Source organism: Stenotrophomonas aracearum, assembly GCF_031834615.1.
GTDB classification, from domain to species: Bacteria; Pseudomonadota; Gammaproteobacteria; order Xanthomonadales; family Xanthomonadaceae; genus Stenotrophomonas; species Stenotrophomonas aracearum.
Window position 1 is genome coordinate 1,923,630 of record NZ_CP115543.1, and the last position, 19,460, is coordinate 1,943,089.

Sequence of the window (19,460 nt, forward strand, 5' to 3'; positions counted from 1 at the left end):
CGGGGTCGGAGGGGCGCTCCATAGTAGTAGGTGCGGCCCCTTCGGCGCACGCGGCACTCAACTATCGGCGGCATCCGCCGCTAACGATTACGTTCCCGGCTGTCGGGTGCGTTATCGGAGTCATACCGCGTGGACCAAGGCATCATCGCGAGTCTGCTGCAGCACCCCCTGGCGTCGGCCCTGGTGATCCTGGACCGCAACGGGCGCCCGCTGGCCGCCAATCCGGCCGCGCGCGAGCACGGGCTGCCGGCCACGGTGGCGGCCTATGGCGCGCTGCTGGAGGACCTGCGCCTGCTGGCGGCCGATGGCGGCCTTGTGCCGTGCCAGCTGCCGGGCGGTCCGCACGGCCGCTTCGACGGCTGGATGCGTGCGGTGCACGACGCCGGTGGCAACCTGCTGGCCTTCACGCTGAGTGTGCCCGAGCCGGTTGTGGCTGACACCCGCGCGGCGCCGGCTGACCTGCAGGCGCAGGCGCAGATGGAAGCCCTGCTGCGTGAGCAGCAGGTGCACCTGCGCGAAGCCCAGCGCATCGCCAGCATGGGCAGCTGGTCGTGGGATCCGGCCAGCCGCCAGTTCTGGTGGTCGCCGGAATTCCGGGCCCTGCTGGGCGCGGGCCACGCACCGCTGGGCGGCCGCCGGCATTGGCTGCGGCAGCTCGAAACGCGCTCGCGCGGCCTGCTGCGCCAGGCCTGGCGGCGCATGCTGCGCGACGGCAAGCCGAGCACGTTGGCGCTGGAGCTGCCGCGCGGTGCGGAAGGCATGCGGCACCTGCGGCTGTGGCTGCAGCCGCTGCTGGGCCCGGACGGGCATATCCAGCGCGTGCTGGGCCAGGTCCAGGACATCACCGAACAGCACCAGACCGACGCGCTGATCCGCTGGCGCACCGAACTGCTCAACCGCGTCTCGGCCCTGGGCCGGATCGGCGGTTGCGAGATCGACGTGCTCACCCGGCACACGCAGTGGACCGAGGAGTGCTACCGCATCCACGGCCTGCGCAAGGAGCCCATCACCCTCGACCAGGTCCTGGCGCTGTACACCCAGGACTCGCGCGACGCGTTCGAAGCGGCGCTGGCGCGGATCGCGGCCGGCGGCCTGCCCGAACAGCTGGACCTGTGCTTCTACCGCCAGTCCGGCCTGCGGGTCTGGGTCCAGGTGCTGATCGAGCTGGACCACCGCGACGGCCTGCCGACGCGCTACGTGGTGCTGTTCCGTGACATCACCCGCGAGCGTGAAGCCAGCGAACGGATCGAGCTGCTGGCCCACTACGACCTGCTCACCGGCCTGCCCAACCGCATGCTGCTGCGCGAGCAGACCGCCGACGCCATCGAGGAAGCGCGCGACCGTGGCGCCGCGCTGGCGATGCTGTTCATTGATCTGGACGGCTTCAAGACCATCAACGACACCTTCGGCCACGCCACCGGCGATGCGCTGCTCAAGGCCGCCGCGGCGCGCCTGCACCAGGTGCTGCGCAATGCCGACCTGTTCGGGCGGTTCAACGGCGATGAATTCATCGTGGTGCTGCGCGACCTGGCCGACCCGGAAGACGCCGGCCATGTGGCGCGCAAGCTGATCGCCTCGCTGGCCGAACCGCTGCAGCGCGGCGAAACGACCCTGAAGGTAGGCGCCAGCGTGGGCATTGCCATGCTGGACGACGAGCACGGCGATTTCGACACGCTGCTGCGGGCGGCCGACGCCGCGATGTACGCGGCCAAGGAAGCCGGGCGCAATACCTGGCAGTACTACAGTCAGGACGCCCTGCTGCGGATCCAGCGCAGGCTGGAGATCGAACATGCGTTGCTGGGGGCGATCGAGCGCGAGGAGTTCAGCCTGGCCTACCAGCCACTGCTGCACGCCGCGCACGACCAGCCGCCGGCGATTGAGGCGCTGCTGCGCTGGCATCGTCCGGGCATCGGCTATTGCAGCCCGGCCGAGTTCATTCCGATTGCCGAGAAATGCGGTGAGATCGTGCGCATCGGCGACTGGGTGCTGGCCGAGGCCTGCCGCCAGGCGGCGGCGTGGGACCGTGCCGGCCTGCAGTTCGATCGCATTGCGGTGAACGTCTCGGCCGTGCAGCTGCGCGACCGGGGCTTTGCCGAGCGGGTGATCGATACCTGCCATGCGCATGGCTGGCCGCCGCAGCGGCTGGAGCTGGAACTGACCGAGTCGGCGCTGATCCGCGACACCGACGTGCTGCGGCATTGTTTCGACGTGCTGGAACGGCACGGGGTGCCGCTGGCGGTGGACGACTTCGGTACCGGGTTCTCCAACCTGCATTACCTCAACCGCTTCCCGGTCGGCCGCCTGAAGATCGACCGCAGCTTCGTGCAGGGCATGTTGCACGACACCGGTACTGCCGAGGTCACCCAGGCGATCGTGCACCTGGGGCATGCATTGGGCATGAAGGTGGTGGCTGAAGGCGTGGAAACCGAGCAGGAAGAGGCGATGCTGCGCCGCCAGGGGTGCGACGAGATCCAGGGGTATCTGTATTCCCGGCCGTTGACCCCGCGGGACCTGGCGCACTGGTTGCGGCAGGGTGGGGCGCAGGGGCAATTGTCGCTGGCTGGGGCCGCGATGGATGCCGTGCGGATTCCGGTTTCTCCGTAAGACACGGGGCCGTCAGGAGCGGCCGGGCAGAGCCCGGCGCTACGTGGCTTCGGTCCGTTGACCGGAGGCCATGACATCAGGGCCCGACAGGCCCATATCCCATCCCAGCCACGCCAACGTCGGATCCAGGCGTGGTTCGTCTTTTGCGTTCCCCGCCATCCCTGCCAATTCCGCCTGCGCCATCTGTTCCAGCGCCGCCAGCAATGCGCGTCCGCTCAGCGGCGCGGCCGGCGCCGGGGCGGGGTGGGGCACGTCGGCAGGCGCGTCGCTGGCGGCGCCTTGCGGTACGTGGTGGGGATGAGTGTTCAACAGCATCGGTCGGTCATCTACACGTAGGCGGAAAGGTCACACACGCGAAAGCCCCGGCAGTGCCGGGGCTTCGCGTTTTGCCGTTGCCGGCAACCCTCATCGATCAGAACAGTTCCACCGCACCGGCGGCCATGCTCTGCTGGCTCACCGGCTTGTGCGGCGGGCGCTCCCACTCGCTGCGCATGTCGCGCAGGCGGTTGCCGGTGCGCTGCAGGGCGGTGGCCACTTCGGCGTCGAACACACCGCCATTCCTGTGCAGCAGTTCCTGCAGGCCGACCGCTTCGCGGTTGATCGAGGTCAGGCGGTCCAGGTGGGTGTGCACGCCGCCCAGGGCCTGGGTGGCGATGTCCTCGAACTGCAGGGCGCGCACCGCTTCGGCCACGCTGCTGTCGATGGCACGGCCGCACTCCGAGATCTCGCGCATGCCGTCACCCAGCGAGGCGTTGATCTGGGCCACGTTGTCCAGCATCGCCGCCGCTTCGTGGCGGGCTTCGCGGGAACGGTCCATGTCGCGCGAGGCCATGTTGGAGACCGTCTCGCGGACCTTGGCGATGGCGTCCTTGGAGCTGTGCGCCAGCTTGCGGATCTGCTCGTTGAAGGTGGTGGAGCGCTCGGACAGGTTGCGCACTTCGTCGGCCACCACCGCGAAGCCACGACCGGCTTCACCGGCACGGGCCGCTTCGATGGCCGCGTTCAGGGCGAGCAGGTTGGTCTGGTCGGCAATCGACTTGACGTCTTCCAGCAGCGAGAAAATGCCGTCCAGGTGCTGCGCCATCTGGTCGATGTGCTGCACGGTGGTGCTGCTCTGGCCGCTCACCTGTTCCAGCGCTTCCACCAGCTGCTCCATGCGCTGGCTGGCGTGCTGGGCGAAGCGGGCCACGTCGACACCGGCGCCGCCGTCTTCACCGGCGCGGTCGACGATGCGGGCCAGCGCCTGGCTCTGCTGGCGCGACTTGCGGTTCATGGCGTCGAAGCTGCCGCCGAGGCCGGCCACGGCCTGGCGGATCAGGTCACGGGCGCGTTCGATCTCGCCGCGCGATCCGTCGATTTCGTTGCCGACGAACGTCCGCAGCTCGGTCAGCAGCTGGTCCTGTTCGCGCATCATGCGGGCATGTTCGGGCGAGCGCTGGGCCTGGGCGCGGACGGTCCACCAGGCAAAGCCCAGCCAGCTGAGCGTCATCGTGGTCAGGATCGCCCAGGTCAGGGCGGCCGGCCAGGCGAAGCCGATGGCGAAGGGAAGCAGCAGGGTCAGGACCAGGGGAGCGGCCAGACTAGTGAAAAGGCGTGAGTACATAAACGTTCTCGGGGAGGTGCACGGAGAATGTATCGGCCGTGCCCCCGGGAGCTTTAGTCGGTGTGTGCGGATTTCGTGCTTCGGGCGCATTGCAGCCACGCAGGGCGTGGCTCTACCGGTCAACGCAGCTGACGATCCACCGCTTCGATCATCGCCTTGCGCGAGATCAGGAAATCCCAGTACTGGCCGCCGGTCTGGCGCCACAGCACCGCCGAGCGCACCGCCGCCAGCAGCAGGGCGCGGATCTCGGCCACCACCCCGGCCTGGCCCAGGTAGTGCGGGTTGCCCTGCACCATCACGCGCGGCTTGAGGTGGCTGATGGTGTCGGCATACAGGCCGCCCAGGCTGCCCAGCACGTCCGGGTGGGCGCTGTCGTTCAGTTCCAGCGCCTGGCGACGGGCACGCGCGATGCCCTGGCTGACCTGCTCGACCACCGCGTGCTCACGCACGAAACGGCGCTCCAGCTGCAGCACCGCCAGCGCCAGCCGCGGCAGGATCTCGTCCTGGCCCTGGCTGCGGAAATAGTTGTGCAGGAGGCGCAGGCCCGGGGCCACGTTGGCCGCGCTGCCATACACGGCCTGCGGGCTGTCGGCGTCGATCCGGAATACGCTGTCGATCGCGGTGCGGACCACGCTGGCCTCGGAATGGCCGGTTTCGGCGATGCGGCGCACCTGCTGCAGCGCCTGGGCGATGCCAGCCAGGGCAAGGACGCGGTCGTCGATCGAAAAACTCATGCAGCAGATACCTCGAAGGGGGAAGGGGCGGTGCGCAGGCGCTGTTCCAGCGGCGCGTCGGTGGCGGCGATCACCGCGCCACCCAGGCAGACCTCGTCGTCATACAGCACCAGGGATTGGCCTGGGGTGACGGCGCGCTGCGGCCGGGCGAAACGCACGTCCACGCTGCCATCGTCGCGCACACGCACGGTGCAGGGCTCGTCCGGCTGGCGGTAACGGGTCTGCGCGGTGCAGGTGAACTCCCGCGCGGGCGGGGCGCCGGCGATCCAGTGCGCGGTCTCCGAATGCAGCCGGGTCGACTGCAGCCACGGGCTCTCGCGGTCCTGGTCGACGTACAGCACATTGCTGGCCACGTCCTTGCCCACCACGTACCACGGCGCCGCCGGGCGGCCGCGCACGCCGCCGATGTTCAGGCCCTCGCGCTGGCCCAGGGTGAAATAGAACACGCCCGGGTGCTCGGCGATGACGGTGCCGTCCGGGTCCTGGATCTGCCCGCTGCGCGCCGGCAGGTAGCGGCCCAGGAACTCGCGGAAGTCGCGCTCGCCGATGAAGCAGATGCCGGTGGAGTCCTTCTTGGCATGCGTGGGCAGGCGCGCGTCGCGGGCGATCCGGCGCAGGTCGTTCTTCTGCAGGTCGCCGATCGGGAACAGGGTCGCGGCCAGCTGGGCCTGGCCCAGCTGGTGCAGGAAATAGCTCTGGTCCTTGCTGCGGTCGGCACCGCGCAGCAGCGCCCAATGCCCACCGACCTTGGCCACGCGGGCATAGTGGCCGGTGGCGATGCGTTCGGCGCCGAGTTCGCGGGCCGCGTCCAGGAAGTGCTTGAACTTCACTTCGCGGTTGCACAGCACGTCCGGGTTCGGCGTGCGCCCGGCGGCGTACTCGGCCAGGAAGTGCTCGAACACGCCCTGCCAGTACTCGCTGGAGAAGTCGCGGAAATGGAACGGAATGTCGAGCAGGCCGCACACCGCGACCGCGTCGCGGCGGTCGTCCTCGGCGCGGCAGTCGCCGCTGCCGTCATCGGCCCAGTTCTGCATGAACAGACCGGCCACCGGCTCGCCCTGCTGGACCAGGCGCCAGGCCGCGACCGACGAGTCCACGCCACCGGAGACGCCGACCATGATGCGCGGGGTGCTCATGCGATCTCCTTGACGATCGAAAGGGGGTGGCGCTGGCCGGCCAGGAAGTCGGAAACGACCTCCCAGACCAGCGGACTGCGCAGCCGCGTCGGGTCGGCCCGGAGCTGGGCCGGGTCCAGCCACAGCGCGCGCAGGATGCCGGTGTCCAGCGGCCGCGCCGGATCATGCGCGACCGGCTCGGCCACGTAGGCGAAGCGCAGGAACGGCGTGCCGTCCGGTGCGGTCCACTGGTAGGTACCGATGAAGGCGGTCAGTCGTACCGTCCAGCCGGTTTCTTCCAGGGTTTCGCGCAGCGCGGCGCCAGCCAGGCTTTCGCCGGGTTCCAGGTGGCCGGCCGGCTGGTTGAGCACGGCGCGTCCGTCGATGGCTTCTTCCACCAGCAACAGCTGCCCGTCGCGTACCACCACGGTGGCCACGGTCACATGCGGCGTCCAGCGGGTGTCCTGCGCTGCGTCCACGTCAGTACTCGTCCGTTCCAGTCAGTTCGGCTTCCATCGCATCGGCGGTATTCGTGGCGGCCTCGATGGCGTCGCCCAGGGCCTGCGCGCCAGCGTTGGCGTCCACCTTCACAACGAACATCGCCAGCGTGTCCTGTTTCACCCAGCCGCCCAGTTTGGCGTCCTGCGAATCTTCCAGCAGGCGGTTGGCGACCTCGGCCGGGAACGCGCCGGAAGCCGCCTTGTAACCGGGCGACCAGACCTCGCGGATCCGGTGCTCGCCGTAGGTTTCCACCGCCGAGCGCACGAACACCAGCTGGGTGCGGCCGCCTTCCACGTCGAACACCAGCTTGTAATCGCCGTCCTCGTCGATCTCATATGGGTATTTGAGCGTATCCAGCACCTTGCCGATGGACGGATCCGGCGTGGCCGCATGGGCCCCGGACACGGCAGTGGCCAGCAGCAGCGCGGCGACGGTCGTTCTCATGAAAACCTTGTGAATGTCTCGTTGCATGCGGGGATTGTGACGGGGGCAGGGGGCCAACGTCCAATCCGGCGGGTCCGGCGGCTATAATGTCCGGATGCCTCGCGAGCCCTCCCAAGACCCCCATCACGACCACGGCGTAGCGCTGGAACCGGCCCGGCCGGAGGTCGCGCCGCCGCCGTTCTACCAGGTGATGCTGTTGAACGACGACTACACCCCGATGGATTTCGTGGTGACCGTGCTGCAGCACTTCTTCTCCATGGACCTTGAAAAGGCCACCCAGGTGATGCTCAACGTGCACACCCGCGGCCGTGGGGTATGCGGGGTATTCACCCGCGAGGTCGCCGAATCGAAGGTGGCCCAGGTCAACGAGTTCTCCCGAATGAACCAGCACCCGCTGCTGTGCACGATGGAAAAGGCCGGGTAATTTGGGATTTTGCAGGCGTTTGGGCGGCTTCGGTCATGTCTAAACGCCGGTGGGATTGTCCCGATTTCGTGCGTTTTCGACTTCGGGTGCTTGAGCCGCGCTGCGCGCGGTGTCCGGCCAGCGGCCGGACCTACGAATTCTTCCGAACGGAATAGGATCGGGACACGTCGGTACGGGCCCATCCGGATTGCGCGGCCCGCATGGCCGGTTCCATCCCCGGCGAGCGTCCTTCCGGGTAACGGCACCGGGGCTCTGGGGAGCGCCCGCGTGAGTACTAACGCCGTCTGAACGCACTGATCCGCTAGGGTGATGGAAATTGAGCAGGTAGGCCGCATATTGTTCACAACTGCCGCCGGAGTAGAACATGTTCAGTAAAGACCTCGAACACACCATCGGTCAGTGCTACAAGCGCGCCCGTGAGGCCCGCCATGAGTTCATGACGGTGGAACACCTGCTGCTGGCACTGCTCGACAACCCGTCCGCCCAGGCCGTCCTCAAGGCCTGCGGTGCGGACGCCGAGCGCCTGCGCCAGGAGCTGGAGCAGGCCATCGAGGCCTCCGTCTCCCGCCTGGCCGAAGATGACGGCCGCGACACCCAGCCGACCCTGGGCTTCCAGCGCGTGCTGCAGCGGGCGGTCTACCACGTGCAGTCCTCGGGCAAGAAGGAAGTCACCGGCGCCAACGTGCTGGTGGCGATCTTCGGCGAGAAGGACTCGCACGCGGTCTATTACCTCAACCAGCAAGACGTGACCCGGCTGGATATCGTCAACTACCTCTCCCATGGCATCGCCAAGCTGGGCGAGGAGGGCGAAGTGCCGCCGTCGTCGGACGCCGAAGGGCGCGCCGAGGGCGGTGATGGCGAAGGCAAGGGCGACGCCCTGGCCGAATTCGCCAGCAACCTCAACGACGCCGCGCGTGCGGGGCGGATCGACCCGCTCGTCGGTCGCCGCGACGAGATCGAGCGCACCATCCAGGTCCTGTGCCGCCGCCGCAAGAACAACCCGCTGTACGTGGGCGAGGCCGGCGTCGGCAAGACCGCCATCGCCGAGGGCCTGGCCAAGCGGATCGTGGAAGGCACGGTCCCCGACGTGCTGGCCGACGCAGTGATTTACTCGCTCGACCTGGGCGCGCTGGTGGCCGGCACCAAATACCGCGGCGACTTCGAAAAGCGCCTCAAGGGCGTGCTCACCGCGCTGAAGAAGATGCCCAACGCGGTGCTGTTCATCGACGAGATCCACACCATCATCGGTGCCGGGTCGGCGTCGGGCGGCACCATGGACGCCTCCAACCTGATCAAGCCGGCGCTGGCGTCGGGCGAGCTGCGCTGCATCGGCTCGACCACCTTCCAGGAATACCGCGGCATCTTCGAGAAGGACCGTGCGCTGGCACGCCGCTTCCAGAAGATCGACATCGTCGAGCCGACCGTGGGCGAAACCTACGAGATCCTGCAGGGGCTCAAGCCCAAGTACGAAGCGCACCACGGCGTGACCTACGCCGACGACGCGCTGCAGGCCGCAGTGGACCTGTCGGTCAAGCACATCGGCGACCGTTTGCTGCCCGACAAGGCCATCGACGTGATCGACGAAGCCGGTGCCCGCCAGCGGCTGCTGCCGGAAGGCGAGCGCAAGGAACTGATCGACATCGAGGAGATCGAGACCATCGTGGCCAAGATGGCGCGGATTCCGGCCAAGCAGGTCAGCGCCACCGACAAGGACGTGCTGCAGCACCTGGAGCGCAACCTGAAGATGGTGATCTTCGGGCAGGACCCGGCCATCGAGACGCTGTCTTCGGCGATCAAGCTGGCCCGCTCGGGCCTGGCCAATCCGGAAAAGCCGATCGGCAACTTCCTGTTTGCCGGCCCCACCGGCGTGGGCAAGACCGAGGTGACCAAGCAGCTCGCGCTGCAGCTGGGCATCGAGCTGGTCCGGTTCGACATGAGCGAGTACATGGAGCCGCATTCGATCAGCCGCCTGATCGGCGCGCCCCCGGGCTATGTCGGGTTCGACCAGGGCGGCCTGCTCACCGAGAAGATCGTCAAGACCCCGCACTGCGTGCTGCTGCTGGACGAGGTGGAAAAGGCCCACCCGGATATCTTCAACATCCTGCTGCAGGTCATGGATCGTGGCGTGCTGACCGACACCAACGGGCGCGAGGCGAACTTCAAGAACGTGGTGCTGGTGATGACCACCAATGCCGGCGCGGCGCAGGCCTCGCGGCGGTCGATCGGCTTCACCCGCCAGGACCACGCCACCGACGCGATGGAGATCATCCGCAAGAGCTTCACGCCGGAATTCCGCAACCGCCTTGACGCGGTGGTGCAGTTCCAGCCGCTGGGCTTCGAGCACATCCTGCGCGTGGTGGACAAGTTCCTGATCGAGCTGGAAATGCTGCTGCAGGAAAAGCACGTCAGCCTGTCGGCCACCCCGACCGCGCGCGACTGGCTGGCCCGCCACGGCTTCGACCCGCTGATGGGCGCCCGCCCGATGGCCCGCGTGATCCAGGACAAGATCAAGCGCCCGCTGGCCGACCAGCTGCTGTTCGGCAAGCTGGTCAACGGTGGCCGGGTCAGCATCGACGTCCGCGACGACGAGCTGTTCGTGGAAACACAGGCCGAACCGGAGCGGTTGCTGCCGGCAACGGTGGAATGACCTGCGGACGCTGATCGAAGATCGGAAAAACGCCCCTTACGGGGCGTTTTTTCTGGGCGGTGTCTTCAGCGCGCGCGGCGCGTGAATACCTCGGCAGTGATGGGTTGCACCGCAGTGACCTCGCAGGACTGCGAATCGGTGCGCAGCTTGCTGCCGCCGGCGCCGCAGAGCTGGCCTTGGTGATCGGGGGTGACGAATTCCACCTTGCGCGAGGTGGCGGCGCTGCTGCACGAGCGGGCGAAACGGACCAGGTAGTGGTCGCTGCCGTTCTGCAGCAGGATGCTTTCAGCGGCGCTCCTGCGAACCACCTGGTGGTCGGGGGCCAGCGCGATGCAGTCGGAACCGGCGGCAGCAGCCGTGTCGGGTGCGGTCTGTGCCGACGCCGAGCCGGCAGCGGTGGCGACAACCAGCAGGCACAGCGGGATCAGGGTTTTCATGTCGGGGGCCGGGATGTGGCGGTCCGGAGCGGACCGGATACCACCATGCCTGTGCGCGGCGGCAGGCGAATCTGCATCAAGGCAGGCTGACTGATGTCAGGGTGAAGGCGGTCAGGGTGACTGTTGGCCTACCTGGACAGGCTGAATGGCGCCCACGCAGAAAGGCCAGCACGGGGCTGGCCTTCGAACGCGTCTTCCGCAGAAGCCGCCTTACCGCTTACTTCATGCGGTAGGTAATGCGACCCTTGGTCAGGTCGTACGGCGTCATTTCAACCTTGACGCGGTCGCCGGTCAGGATGCGGATGTAGTTCTTGCGCATGCGGCCGGAGATATGGGCAATGATTTCATGCCCGTTTTCCAGTCGAACGCGGAAAGTGGTGTTCGGCAGCGTCTCGCTGACGGTGCCTTCGAACTCGATGGAGTCGTCTTTCGACATGTAGTCCTGTGCAGGTCTATAAACGGCCGAGCTGGCCTTAAGAGCGGGCATTTTACGCAGGTTGGCCCCGGGATGCAAAGTTTGCGTTAACTGGGGGGATAACCGTGGCTCGAACAACCACCGTGGTCCGATCAACCGTAGTGCCGGCCGCCGGCCGGCTCCAGGCGATATCGGGAGCCGGCGGCGGCCGGCACTACGCCGAGGTTGCCGCCGCCTGTGTTCGAAACCGGCCGCTCCAACTTTCCGGCGCTTCCGGCATCTGCACCTGCTCCCGCAGCACTCCTAGAAAGCGCTCCCGGGGCCAATGCTCAGCTCCCATGCTCAGCAGATGGTCGTTCTCAACCTGCGCGTCGATCAGCGGCCAGCCCTGCGACCCCAGATAGTGCGCCAGCCCGGCCAGCGCCACCTTCGAGCCGCCGCTCTCCGCGCTGAACATGCTCTCGCCGAAGAACATCCGCCCGATCGCCACCCCATAGATGCCGCCCACCAGCCGCTCGCCGTCCAGCACCTCGATGGAATGGGCGTACCCCAGCCCATGCAGGGCCACATAGGCCTCGACCATGTCGCGGGTAATCCAGGTGCCGTCCTGCCCGGGACGCGGGCTGGCCGAACAGGCCTGGATGACCTCGCGGAACCGCGTGTCCGCGCGCAGGGTCCAGCCGCTGCCGCGCAGGCTGCGCCGGAACCGCGAGGACAGGCGCACGCCGTCGGTGCGGAACACCATGCGCGGGTCCGGCGACCACCACAGCAGCGGCTGGCCCTCGGAAAACCACGGGAAGATACCGCCCGCATAGGCGTTCAGCAGCCGCACCGGCGAAAGGTCGCCGCCCAGCGCCAGCAGGCCGTCCGGTTCGCGCAGGGCGGTTTCGGCTGGCGGGAATGGCGCGTCGGAGCGGTCTTCCAGCCGCCACGGCAGGTGTCGGGTCATGTCGGTTCACCGTCCTTGAACGGGCTGTGCCCGGCCAGCACGTGGGCATAGCGGCGTACGTCGGCGCGCTCCTGTTCGCACCAGCCGGCCAGGGCTTCTGCGAACGCCGATTCGGCGATCCAGTGGCGGCTGCGCACCGTTGTCGGCAGGAAGCCGCGGGCCAGCTTGTGCTCGCCCTGGGCGCCGGGTTCGAACCGCGCCAGGCCTTCACGCAGGCAGTATTCGATGCCCTGGTAGTAGCAGGTCTCGAAGTGCAGGCCGGGCAGGGTGGCGCCGCCCCAATAGCGCCCGTACAGGGTGTCGGCACCGCGCAGGCACAGCGCGCCGGCCACCGGCTGGCCATCCAGCAGCGCCAGGAAGATCACCAGCCGGCGCGGCATCGTCGCCGCGAGGTGCTGCAGGAACGGCAGGGTCAGCGCCGGTGCGTTGCCATACTCGCTGAAGGTCTGCAGGTAGAACTGGTGCATGGCCTGCAGGTCGTCGGCGCTGGCCTCGTCGCCATGCACGATCCGGTAGGTGACGCCGGTGCGGGCGAGCTTGGCGCGTTCCTGGCGGATGTTCTTGCGATGCTTGTGGTCCATAGCGGCGAGGAAGCCGCTGAAGTCGGTCCAGTCGCCCGGGTTGTGCCACTGGAACTGGATGTCCTCGCGCAGCAGCCACTCCGGCCCGAAGGCGGAGTCGTCATCGGTCGGATGGAAGTTCACGTGTGCCGACGACCAGCCCATGCGTCCGACCTCGCCGCGCAGGGCGTCGACCAGTGCCCCGGCGGTCCCGGCATCCCGGGTGAGAAGGCGCGGTCCGGTCACTGGCGAGTACGGCACTGCACCCAGCCACTTCGGGAAGTAGTCCAACCCATGCCGCGCATACGCGTTGGCCCAGGCGTGATCGAACACAAACTCGCCATGCGAGTTGTCCTTGAGATAGCCGGGCACCGCGCCGACCAGCTGGTCGCCTTCCCACAGGGTGAAGTGGCGCGGTCGCCAACCCCACTCTGGCCGCAGGCAGCCGTGCTCTTCCAGCCCCGCCAGGAAGGCATGACTGACAAACGGGTTGCACCCGTCATGCAGGGCATCCCAATCGGCGGCGGGAAGGTCGGTGAGGCGATGAAGAAAGCGTGTATCGGGCATGCACAAAGGATAGGGCATACGAAAAAGGCCGGCAGTGTATGCCGGCCTTTCATGCGTCCCAGGTGCAGCGCACTCAGCCCAGCTCGCCCTTCGCGTCCAGGTAGCGCTCGGCGTCCAGTGCAGCCATGCAGCCGAAGCCGGCCGAGGTGATCGCCTGGCGGTAGTGCTGGTCGGCGACGTCCCCGGCGGCGAACACGCCTTCCACCGAGGTCTGGGTGGCGTTGCCGCCGAGGCCGGAGCGGATGTCGAGGTAGCCGTTGTTCATGGTCAGCTGGCCGTCGAACAGGCTGGTGTTGGGGTGGTGGCCGATGGCGACGAAGAAGCCGTGGGCGTCGATGTCGCGGGTGCTGCCGTCCAGGGTGGACTTCACGCGCACGCCGGTGACGCCGGCTTCGTTGCCCAGCACTTCTTCCACCTGGTGGTGCCACACGGTTTCGATCTTGCCGTGGGCGACCTTGGCGAACAGCTTGTCCTGCATGATCTTTTCCGCCTTGAGGGTGTCGCGGCGGTGGACCAGGTAGACCTTGCGGGCGATGTTGGACAGGTACAGGGCCTCTTCCACGGCGGTGTTGCCGCCGCCGACCACGACCACGTCCTGGTCACGGTAGAAGAAGCCGTCGCAGGTGGCGCAGGCCGACACGCCGCGACCCTTGAAGGCGTCTTCGCTCGGAATGCCCAGGTACTTGGCGGTGGCGCCGGTGGCGATGATCAGCGCGTCGCAGGTGTACTCGGCGCTGTCGCCGATCAGCTTGAACGGGCGCTGCTTCAGGTCGGCGGTGTGGATGTGGTCGAAGATCACTTCGGTCTCGAAGCGCTCGGCGTGGGCCTGCATGCGCGCCATCAGGTCCGGGCCCATCAGGCCGTGGGCGTCGCCCGGCCAGTTGTCCACCTCGGTGGTGGTCATCAGCTGGCCGCCCTGCTGCAGGCCGGTGATCACCACCGGCTTCAGGTTGGCGCGCGCGGCGTAGACGGCGGCGGTCCAGCCGGCCGGGCCGGAACCGAGGATGACCAGCTTCTGGTGGCGGGAAGGCTTGGAATTGCTCATGTAGACTCGCAAAGAGATGATGGGGCGGGGCGCTGGCGGTGCATTGCCCGGCGTCCAAGACAGGTCATAGAGTGGCGGCTGGGGGCGGCTGATTCAAGGCGAGCAGCGGAACGCGGTGAGCCAGCAGGGCATTCGCAACCCCTGCGCCGGAGAATTGGCGCCGAACCCTACCGGCCTCGGCATCAGTCGTTTATTATCAAGGACTAACAGTGCATTCCCAAGGTCTGGTCTAAGGTGGCGAAGCAGGTCCCGGAACGATCCAAGTCTGCCGACGGCAAGGCGGCATCGCGCCGTGCCGCGGCTGCGGCGCCGGTCGACAACCCGCGCAAACAGCGTCTGTGGCGCGATCTCGGCCTGATCGCGATCGCCCCGGCGCTGCTCTATCTGATTGCCAGTCTGTTCACGTATTCCGCGTCTGACCCGGGTTGGTCGCACACCGGCAGCGTGGTCGCGCCGATCCAGAACATGGGAGGCCGGGTAGGGGCCTGGGTGGCCGACGTGCTGCTGCAGCTGTTCGGTTACATGGCCTTCCTGCTGCCGATCGTGCTCGGCGCGCTGGCCTGGTTTGCGATGTTCGGCCTCAAGCGCGAAAGCAAGGGCGAGCACGACCTGGACCCGGCGCTGCGCCTGGTCGGGCTGGTCGGCTTCCTGATCGCCGGCACCGGCTTCCTGCACCTGCGCCTGTTCAGCGGCGATGTCGGCCATGCCGGCGGCATCCTTGGCCGCCTGGTCGGCAATTCGCTCAGTGCCGGTTTCGGCGCGCTCGGCGCCAACATGTTCGTGCTGGTGCTGCTGCTGGCCTCGATCACGCTGGCCACGGGCATCTCGTGGTTCGTGGTGATGGAGAAGATCGGCCGCGCCGTGCTGGCTCTTCCGCCGCTGCTCAGCAAGAAGAAGGAGCAGGCCAACGAATGGCAGCAGACCCGCGCCATGCGCGAGGAGCGCCAGGAAGTGCGCAAGGTCGACGCCGAAGTGCGCGCCAAGCGCGAGCCGGTCAAGATCGAGCCGCGCCCGGAGCCGGTGCTGGAGAAGAGCGACCGCGCCAAGCGCGAGACCCAGATTCCGATGTTCCGTGGCGTGAATGGCGACGGTTCGGACCTGCCGCCGCTGGCGCTGCTGGACGATCCCAAGCCGCAGCCCAAGGGCTACGACGAGACCACGCTGGAAACGCTGTCGCGCCAGATCGAGTTCAAGCTCAAGGACTTCCGCATCGATGCGCAGGTGGTCGGCGCCTACCCGGGCCCGGTGATCACCCGCTTCGAGATCGAGCCGGCGCCGGGCATCAAGGTCAGCCAGATCAGCTCGCTGGACAAGGACATCGCGCGCGGCCTGTCGGTGAAGTCGGTGCGCGTGGTCGACGTGATTCCGGGCAAGTCGGTGGTGGGCCTCGAGATCCCCAACGTCACCCGCGAAATGATCTACCTGTCCGAACTGCTGCGCTCCAAGGAGTACGACAAGTCGGCCAGTCCGCTGACCCTGGCGCTGGGCAAGGACATTGCCGGGCGCCCGACCGTGGCCGACCTGGCGCGCATGCCGCACCTGCTGGTGGCCGGTACCACCGGCTCGGGCAAGTCGGTGGCGGTCAACGCGATGGTGCTGAGCCTGCTGTACAAGGCTTCGCCGAAAGACCTGCGGATGCTGATGATCGACCCGAAGATGCTCGAACTGAGCGTCTACCAGGGTATTCCGCACCTGCTGGCGCCGGTGGTCACCGACATGAAGGAGGCCGCCAACGGCCTGCGCTGGTGCGTGGCCGAAATGGAACGCCGCTACAAGCTGATGAGCGCGGTGGGCGTGCGCAACCTGGCCGGCTTCAACAAGAAGGTCAAGGACGCCGAAGACGCCGGCCAGCCGCTGATGGATCCGCTGTTCAAGCCGAATCCCGAGCTGGGCGAACCGCCCCGTCCGCTGGAAACGCTGCCGTTCATCGTGATCTTCATCGACGAATTCGCCGACATGATGATGATTGTCGGCAAAAAGGTCGAAGAACTCATCGCGCGCCTGGCGCAGAAGGCCCGTGCGGCCGGCATCCACCTGATCCTGGCCACCCAGCGCCCGTCGGTGGACGTGATCACCGGCCTGATCAAGGCCAACATCCCGACCCGCATCGGCTTCCAGGTCAGCTCCAAGATTGACTCGCGCACCATCCTGGACCAGTCCGGCGCGGAAACGCTGCTGGGTCACGGCGACATGCTGTACCTGCCGCCGGGCACCGCGCTGCCGGACCGTGTCCACGGCGCGTTCGTGTCGGACGAGGAAGTGCATCGCGTGGTCGAACACCTCAAGGCCAGCGGCCCGGCCGACTACATCAGCGGCGTGCTGGACGAAGTGCAGATGATGGGCGACGGCGTGGTGGTGGGCGCGGGCGGCCTGCCCGAAACCAGCGCCGCGGCCGGCGACGAGTCCGACCCGCTGTACGACGAAGCGGTACGGATCGTGACCGAAACGCGCCGCGCGTCGATTTCCGGCGTGCAGCGCCGGCTCAAGATCGGCTACAACCGCGCCGCGCGCCTGATCGAAGCGATGGAAAACGCCGGCGTGGTCAGCCCGCCCGAACACAACGGTGACCGCAGCGTACTGGCCCCACCGCCGCCGAAGTAACGTCTGTATCGGGAACACCGATGTACTGCGGTAGAGCCACGCCCTGCGTGGCTGCACGGCGACCATGACGGCATGAACAACCAAGGAACGACGATGATTCGCATGTCATGGATTGCCGCGTGTGCACTGGCATGGGCGCCCCTGCAGGTCATGGCGCAGGCCGCCGCACCGGCGCCCACTCCCGTGCCCGCCATCGCCCCCACCTCCGCCCCGGCGTCCAACGACACCCAGGCCAGCAACAACTTCAGCTTCGTGCAGTACCGCGCCGACTACGAAGTGCGCGCCGACGCCAGCAACGTGCAGACCGAGTCCTACGACATCCTGCTCAAGACCAAGGCGGCCGTGGAGCAGTTCAGCCAGGTGCGGCTGAGCTACAGCGAGAAGATGGAAACGCTGGAGGTGCTCTCGGCCTACACGCTCACCGCCGATGGCCAGCGCCGCGACGTGCCGGCCGACCGCATCTACACCCAGGAAAGCTATTCCAGCGCGGCGGCGGCGATGTATGCCGACCGCAAGGTCAAGGTGGTGGTGTTTCCGAACCTGGCCCCCGGCACCCGGGTGGTCTACCAGACCCGGCGCACCCAGAACGTGCCGTATTTCCCCGGCTACTTCAGCCTGTGGGAAACCTTCAACGTGTTCCAGCAGTACGACGATGCCCAAGTCACCCTGACCGCGCCGGCGTCGCTGCCGATGTACGTGCAGCAGCGCGGCGTGCAGGGCAGCCAGGCGCCGACCGTACGCAACGGCCAGGCCCGCTGGACATGGAAATACCGCCGCAGCGAGCCGATGCCGGTGCAGAACTGGACCGCGCAGCCCTGGGAATTCAGCCCCACCATCATGGCCAGCACCTACCGCGACTGGGCGCAGGTGGCCCGCGCCTACCAGCTCAAGGGCGGCGAGGCGGCCAACGTGACCCCGGGCATCCAGGCGCTGGCCGACGAGGTCACCCGCGGCATCAGTGACCGCCGCGAGCAGGCGGCCGCGCTGTACCGCTGGGTCTCGCAGAACATCCGCTACGTGGCGGTGTACCTGGGCAACGGCGGGCTGGAGCCGAACCCGGCGCAGAGCATCCTCGACAACCACTACGGCGACTGCAAGGACCACGTGGTGATCCTGGAGGCGCTGCTGGCCGCGCGCGGGATCGACAGCACGCCGGTGCTGATCGGCGCCGGCGGCGGGCCGACCCTGCCGGCGATTCCGATGCTGGGCCGCTTCAACCACGCCATCACCTACGTGCCCGAGTTCGACCTGTACCTGGATTCCACCAGCGCCTACGCGCGCTTCGGCCAGCTGCCCGACGCCGACCTGGGCGCACCGGTACTGCATACCCGCCAGGCCACCGTGGCACGCACCCCGGACAACGACGCGGCGCGCAACGGTTCCGGCTTCGAGGTGACCTTCGAGTTCTCGCCCGGCGGCGACGTGCAGGGCCGCACCGTGCAGCAGCCGCGCGAAGTGAGCGAGATCGGCATGCGCGGCGCGTTCGCCCGGCTCAATGCGCAGAACCGGGCGCGGGTGGAGGAGTCGATCATGGCGTCGTCCGGCTTCGACGGCAGTGGCACCCTGACCCTGCTGGGCGACCCGCAGGACCTGACCCGTCCGTTCAACTACCGCTACGACTTCCACGCCACCGACTACGTGGACTTCGGCGTGGTCGGCGGCATGGTGCTGCCGGACCCGCCCGGTGGCGAGTCGTTCCGCGACATCTACACCACCACGTCGGCGCCGGACAACGCGACCCCGTTCTACTGCAACGACAGCCTGCGCGAAGAGACCTACCGGCTGCAGTACCCGGCCGGGGTGCCGATCGTGGCGATGCCGCGCGACCTGGACTTCCACAACGCCGCCGGCGAGTACCAGCTGCAGTGGCGTCGCGAAGGGCAGGCCATCGTGGCCCGGCACCGCCTGCACCAACGGGCCGTGCGTGGCGCGCAGGCGCTGTGCCAGCCCGGCGACTATGCCGCGTTCCGCGAGCTGTACCAGCAGGTACGGCGCGGTTTCCGCGGCCAGGTCGTGTACGGTGATCTTCGTACCGTGCAGTCGGTTCCATGATCCCCCATTCAGGATGCTCCGGGCACACTGCCGGGCATCCTCCAAATCTTGCCTGGATACCCGCATGAACAGCACCTTCCGCCGCTCCCTCGTTGCCGCCACGCTGCTGGTTGCCAGCGTCGGCTCGGCCACCGCCTGGGCCGGTGCCCGGGATGAACTGAACAAGTTCACCAAGGACCTCAAGGGCCTGTCCGGGGACTTCAGCCAGCAGGTGTTCGACAGCAAGGGCAAGGTCAAGGAATCCACCAGCGGCACTCTGGCGCTGTCGGCGCCGCGCCAGTTCCGCTGGGAGTACCTCAAGCCGCACGAGCAGCTGATCGTGGCCGACGGCAAGAACGTCTGGGTGTACGAGAAGGACCTGGAGCAGGCGACCAAGCGTGCGCAGGGCGCCGAAGAGCAGAACAGCCCGCTGACCGCGCTGATCAACCCCAAGCTGCTGGACCAGCAGTACGACGTGAGCGAAGAAGCGGCGCCGCGCGACGGCCTCCAGTGGCTGTCGCTGAGCCCGAAGCGTGAGACCGAGACCTCGTTCCAGTACGCCGCGCTGGGCTTCAATGCGCAGGGCTTGGCGCGCATGGAAGTGACCGATGCAGTCAACCAGCGCACCGTGATCAGCTTCAGCGGGTGGAAGCGCAATCCGGCGTTCAAGCCGGGTACCTTCACGTTTACCCCGCCGAAGGGCACCGACGTCATCGGGAATTGACGCGCAGCCGGGCAGGGCCCGGCGCTACGTGATTCGGCCATACAATACGTACGTGGCCA

Annotated in this window: 17 protein-coding genes; 6 read left to right on the forward strand and 11 right to left on the reverse strand. The window is 67.7% G+C overall.

Annotated elements, in window-relative coordinates:
- The first annotated feature begins 129 nt into the window (after window positions 1-129).
- Complete coding sequence (locus PDM28_RS08880) at window positions 130-2,604, forward strand: putative bifunctional diguanylate cyclase/phosphodiesterase (RefSeq protein ID WP_311184500.1); 2,475 nt, start codon at window positions 130-132, stop codon at window positions 2,602-2,604.
- 39 nt (window positions 2,605-2,643) lie between these two features.
- On the opposite strand, the gene PDM28_RS08885 is transcribed toward PDM28_RS08880, so the two are convergent.
- From PDM28_RS08885 to PDM28_RS08910, 6 genes are all read right to left on the reverse strand, one after another.
- Entirely contained in the window at window positions 2,644-2,919 is a 276-nt protein-coding gene (locus tag PDM28_RS08885; protein ID WP_311184501.1) for a hypothetical protein, read from the reverse strand.
- A 97-nt stretch (window positions 2,920-3,016) separates the two neighbouring features.
- A complete protein-coding gene (locus PDM28_RS08890; protein ID WP_311184502.1) occupies window positions 3,017-4,207 on the reverse strand; it encodes a methyl-accepting chemotaxis protein in 1,191 nt (396 codons plus the stop codon).
- 119 nt (window positions 4,208-4,326) lie between these two features.
- Window positions 4,327-4,941 carry a high frequency lysogenization protein HflD gene (hflD, locus tag PDM28_RS08895; protein WP_102946861.1) on the reverse strand — a complete coding sequence of 205 codons (615 nt, stop codon included), beginning with the start codon at window positions 4,939-4,941 and terminating at the stop codon, window positions 4,327-4,329.
- Window positions 4,938-6,077: a tRNA 2-thiouridine(34) synthase MnmA gene (gene mnmA / locus PDM28_RS08900; protein ID WP_070208111.1), complete on the reverse strand. Its 1,140-nt coding sequence runs from the start codon at window positions 6,075-6,077 to the stop codon at window positions 4,938-4,940. Before mnmA ends, hflD begins: the two co-directional genes overlap by 4 nt.
- Window positions 6,074-6,535, reverse strand: a complete 462-nt coding sequence (locus tag PDM28_RS08905; RefSeq protein WP_311184503.1) for an NUDIX hydrolase — start codon at window positions 6,533-6,535, stop codon at window positions 6,074-6,076. Before PDM28_RS08905 ends, mnmA begins: the two co-directional genes overlap by 4 nt.
- A 1-nt stretch (window position 6,536) precedes the next feature.
- Window positions 6,537-7,001 (reverse strand): hypothetical protein, encoded by a 465-nt coding sequence (locus PDM28_RS08910; protein WP_311184504.1) that lies wholly within the window; start codon window positions 6,999-7,001, stop codon window positions 6,537-6,539.
- A 94-nt stretch (window positions 7,002-7,095) separates the two neighbouring features.
- Here PDM28_RS08910 and clpS point away from each other — a divergent pair, with 94 nt between their 5' ends.
- Window positions 7,096-7,425 (forward strand): ATP-dependent Clp protease adapter ClpS, encoded by a 330-nt coding sequence (clpS, locus tag PDM28_RS08915; RefSeq protein ID WP_070208114.1) that lies wholly within the window; start codon window positions 7,096-7,098, stop codon window positions 7,423-7,425.
- A 364-nt stretch (window positions 7,426-7,789) separates the two neighbouring features.
- Complete coding sequence (clpA, locus tag PDM28_RS08920; RefSeq protein ID WP_311184505.1) at window positions 7,790-10,072, forward strand: ATP-dependent Clp protease ATP-binding subunit ClpA; 2,283 nt, start codon at window positions 7,790-7,792, stop codon at window positions 10,070-10,072.
- A gap of 65 nt (window positions 10,073-10,137) precedes the next feature.
- Here clpA and PDM28_RS08925 read toward each other — a convergent pair whose 3' ends face one another.
- The 5 genes from PDM28_RS08925 to trxB all read right to left on the reverse strand — a co-directional run bounded on the left by PDM28_RS08925 (window position 10,138) and on the right by trxB (window position 14,045).
- Window positions 10,138-10,509 (reverse strand): hypothetical protein, encoded by a 372-nt coding sequence (locus tag PDM28_RS08925; RefSeq protein ID WP_311184506.1) that lies wholly within the window; start codon window positions 10,507-10,509, stop codon window positions 10,138-10,140.
- A 217-nt stretch (window positions 10,510-10,726) separates the two neighbouring features.
- Window positions 10,727-10,945 (reverse strand): translation initiation factor IF-1, encoded by a 219-nt coding sequence (infA, locus tag PDM28_RS08930; RefSeq protein WP_005409596.1) that lies wholly within the window; start codon window positions 10,943-10,945, stop codon window positions 10,727-10,729.
- Window positions 10,946-11,138: 193 nt separating this feature from the next.
- Complete coding sequence (gene aat / locus PDM28_RS08935) at window positions 11,139-11,873, reverse strand: leucyl/phenylalanyl-tRNA--protein transferase (RefSeq protein WP_311184507.1); 735 nt, start codon at window positions 11,871-11,873, stop codon at window positions 11,139-11,141.
- Entirely contained in the window at window positions 11,870-13,000 is a 1,131-nt protein-coding gene (locus PDM28_RS08940) for a GNAT family N-acetyltransferase (RefSeq protein ID WP_311184508.1), read from the reverse strand. Before PDM28_RS08940 ends, aat begins: the two co-directional genes overlap by 4 nt.
- A gap of 73 nt (window positions 13,001-13,073) precedes the next feature.
- On the reverse strand, window positions 13,074-14,045 hold the full coding sequence (gene trxB, locus PDM28_RS08945) for a thioredoxin-disulfide reductase (RefSeq protein ID WP_311184509.1): 972 nt from the start codon (window positions 14,043-14,045) through the stop codon (window positions 13,074-13,076).
- 234 nt (window positions 14,046-14,279) lie between these two features.
- Here trxB and PDM28_RS08950 point away from each other — a divergent pair, with 234 nt between their 5' ends.
- From PDM28_RS08950 to lolA, 3 genes are all read left to right on the forward strand, one after another.
- The gene (locus PDM28_RS08950; RefSeq protein WP_311184510.1) at window positions 14,280-16,646 is read left to right on the forward strand and encodes a DNA translocase FtsK; all 2,367 of its coding nucleotides are present in this window, start codon (window positions 14,280-14,282) and stop codon (window positions 16,644-16,646) included.
- A gap of 102 nt (window positions 16,647-16,748) precedes the next feature.
- Entirely contained in the window at window positions 16,749-18,698 is a 1,950-nt protein-coding gene (locus tag PDM28_RS08955) for a DUF3857 domain-containing protein (RefSeq protein ID WP_425507650.1), read from the forward strand.
- A 64-nt stretch (window positions 18,699-18,762) separates the two neighbouring features.
- Entirely contained in the window at window positions 18,763-19,401 is a 639-nt protein-coding gene (lolA, locus tag PDM28_RS08960) for an outer membrane lipoprotein periplasmic chaperone LolA (RefSeq protein ID WP_311184511.1), read from the forward strand.
- The last annotated feature ends 59 nt before the right edge of the window (window positions 19,402-19,460 follow it).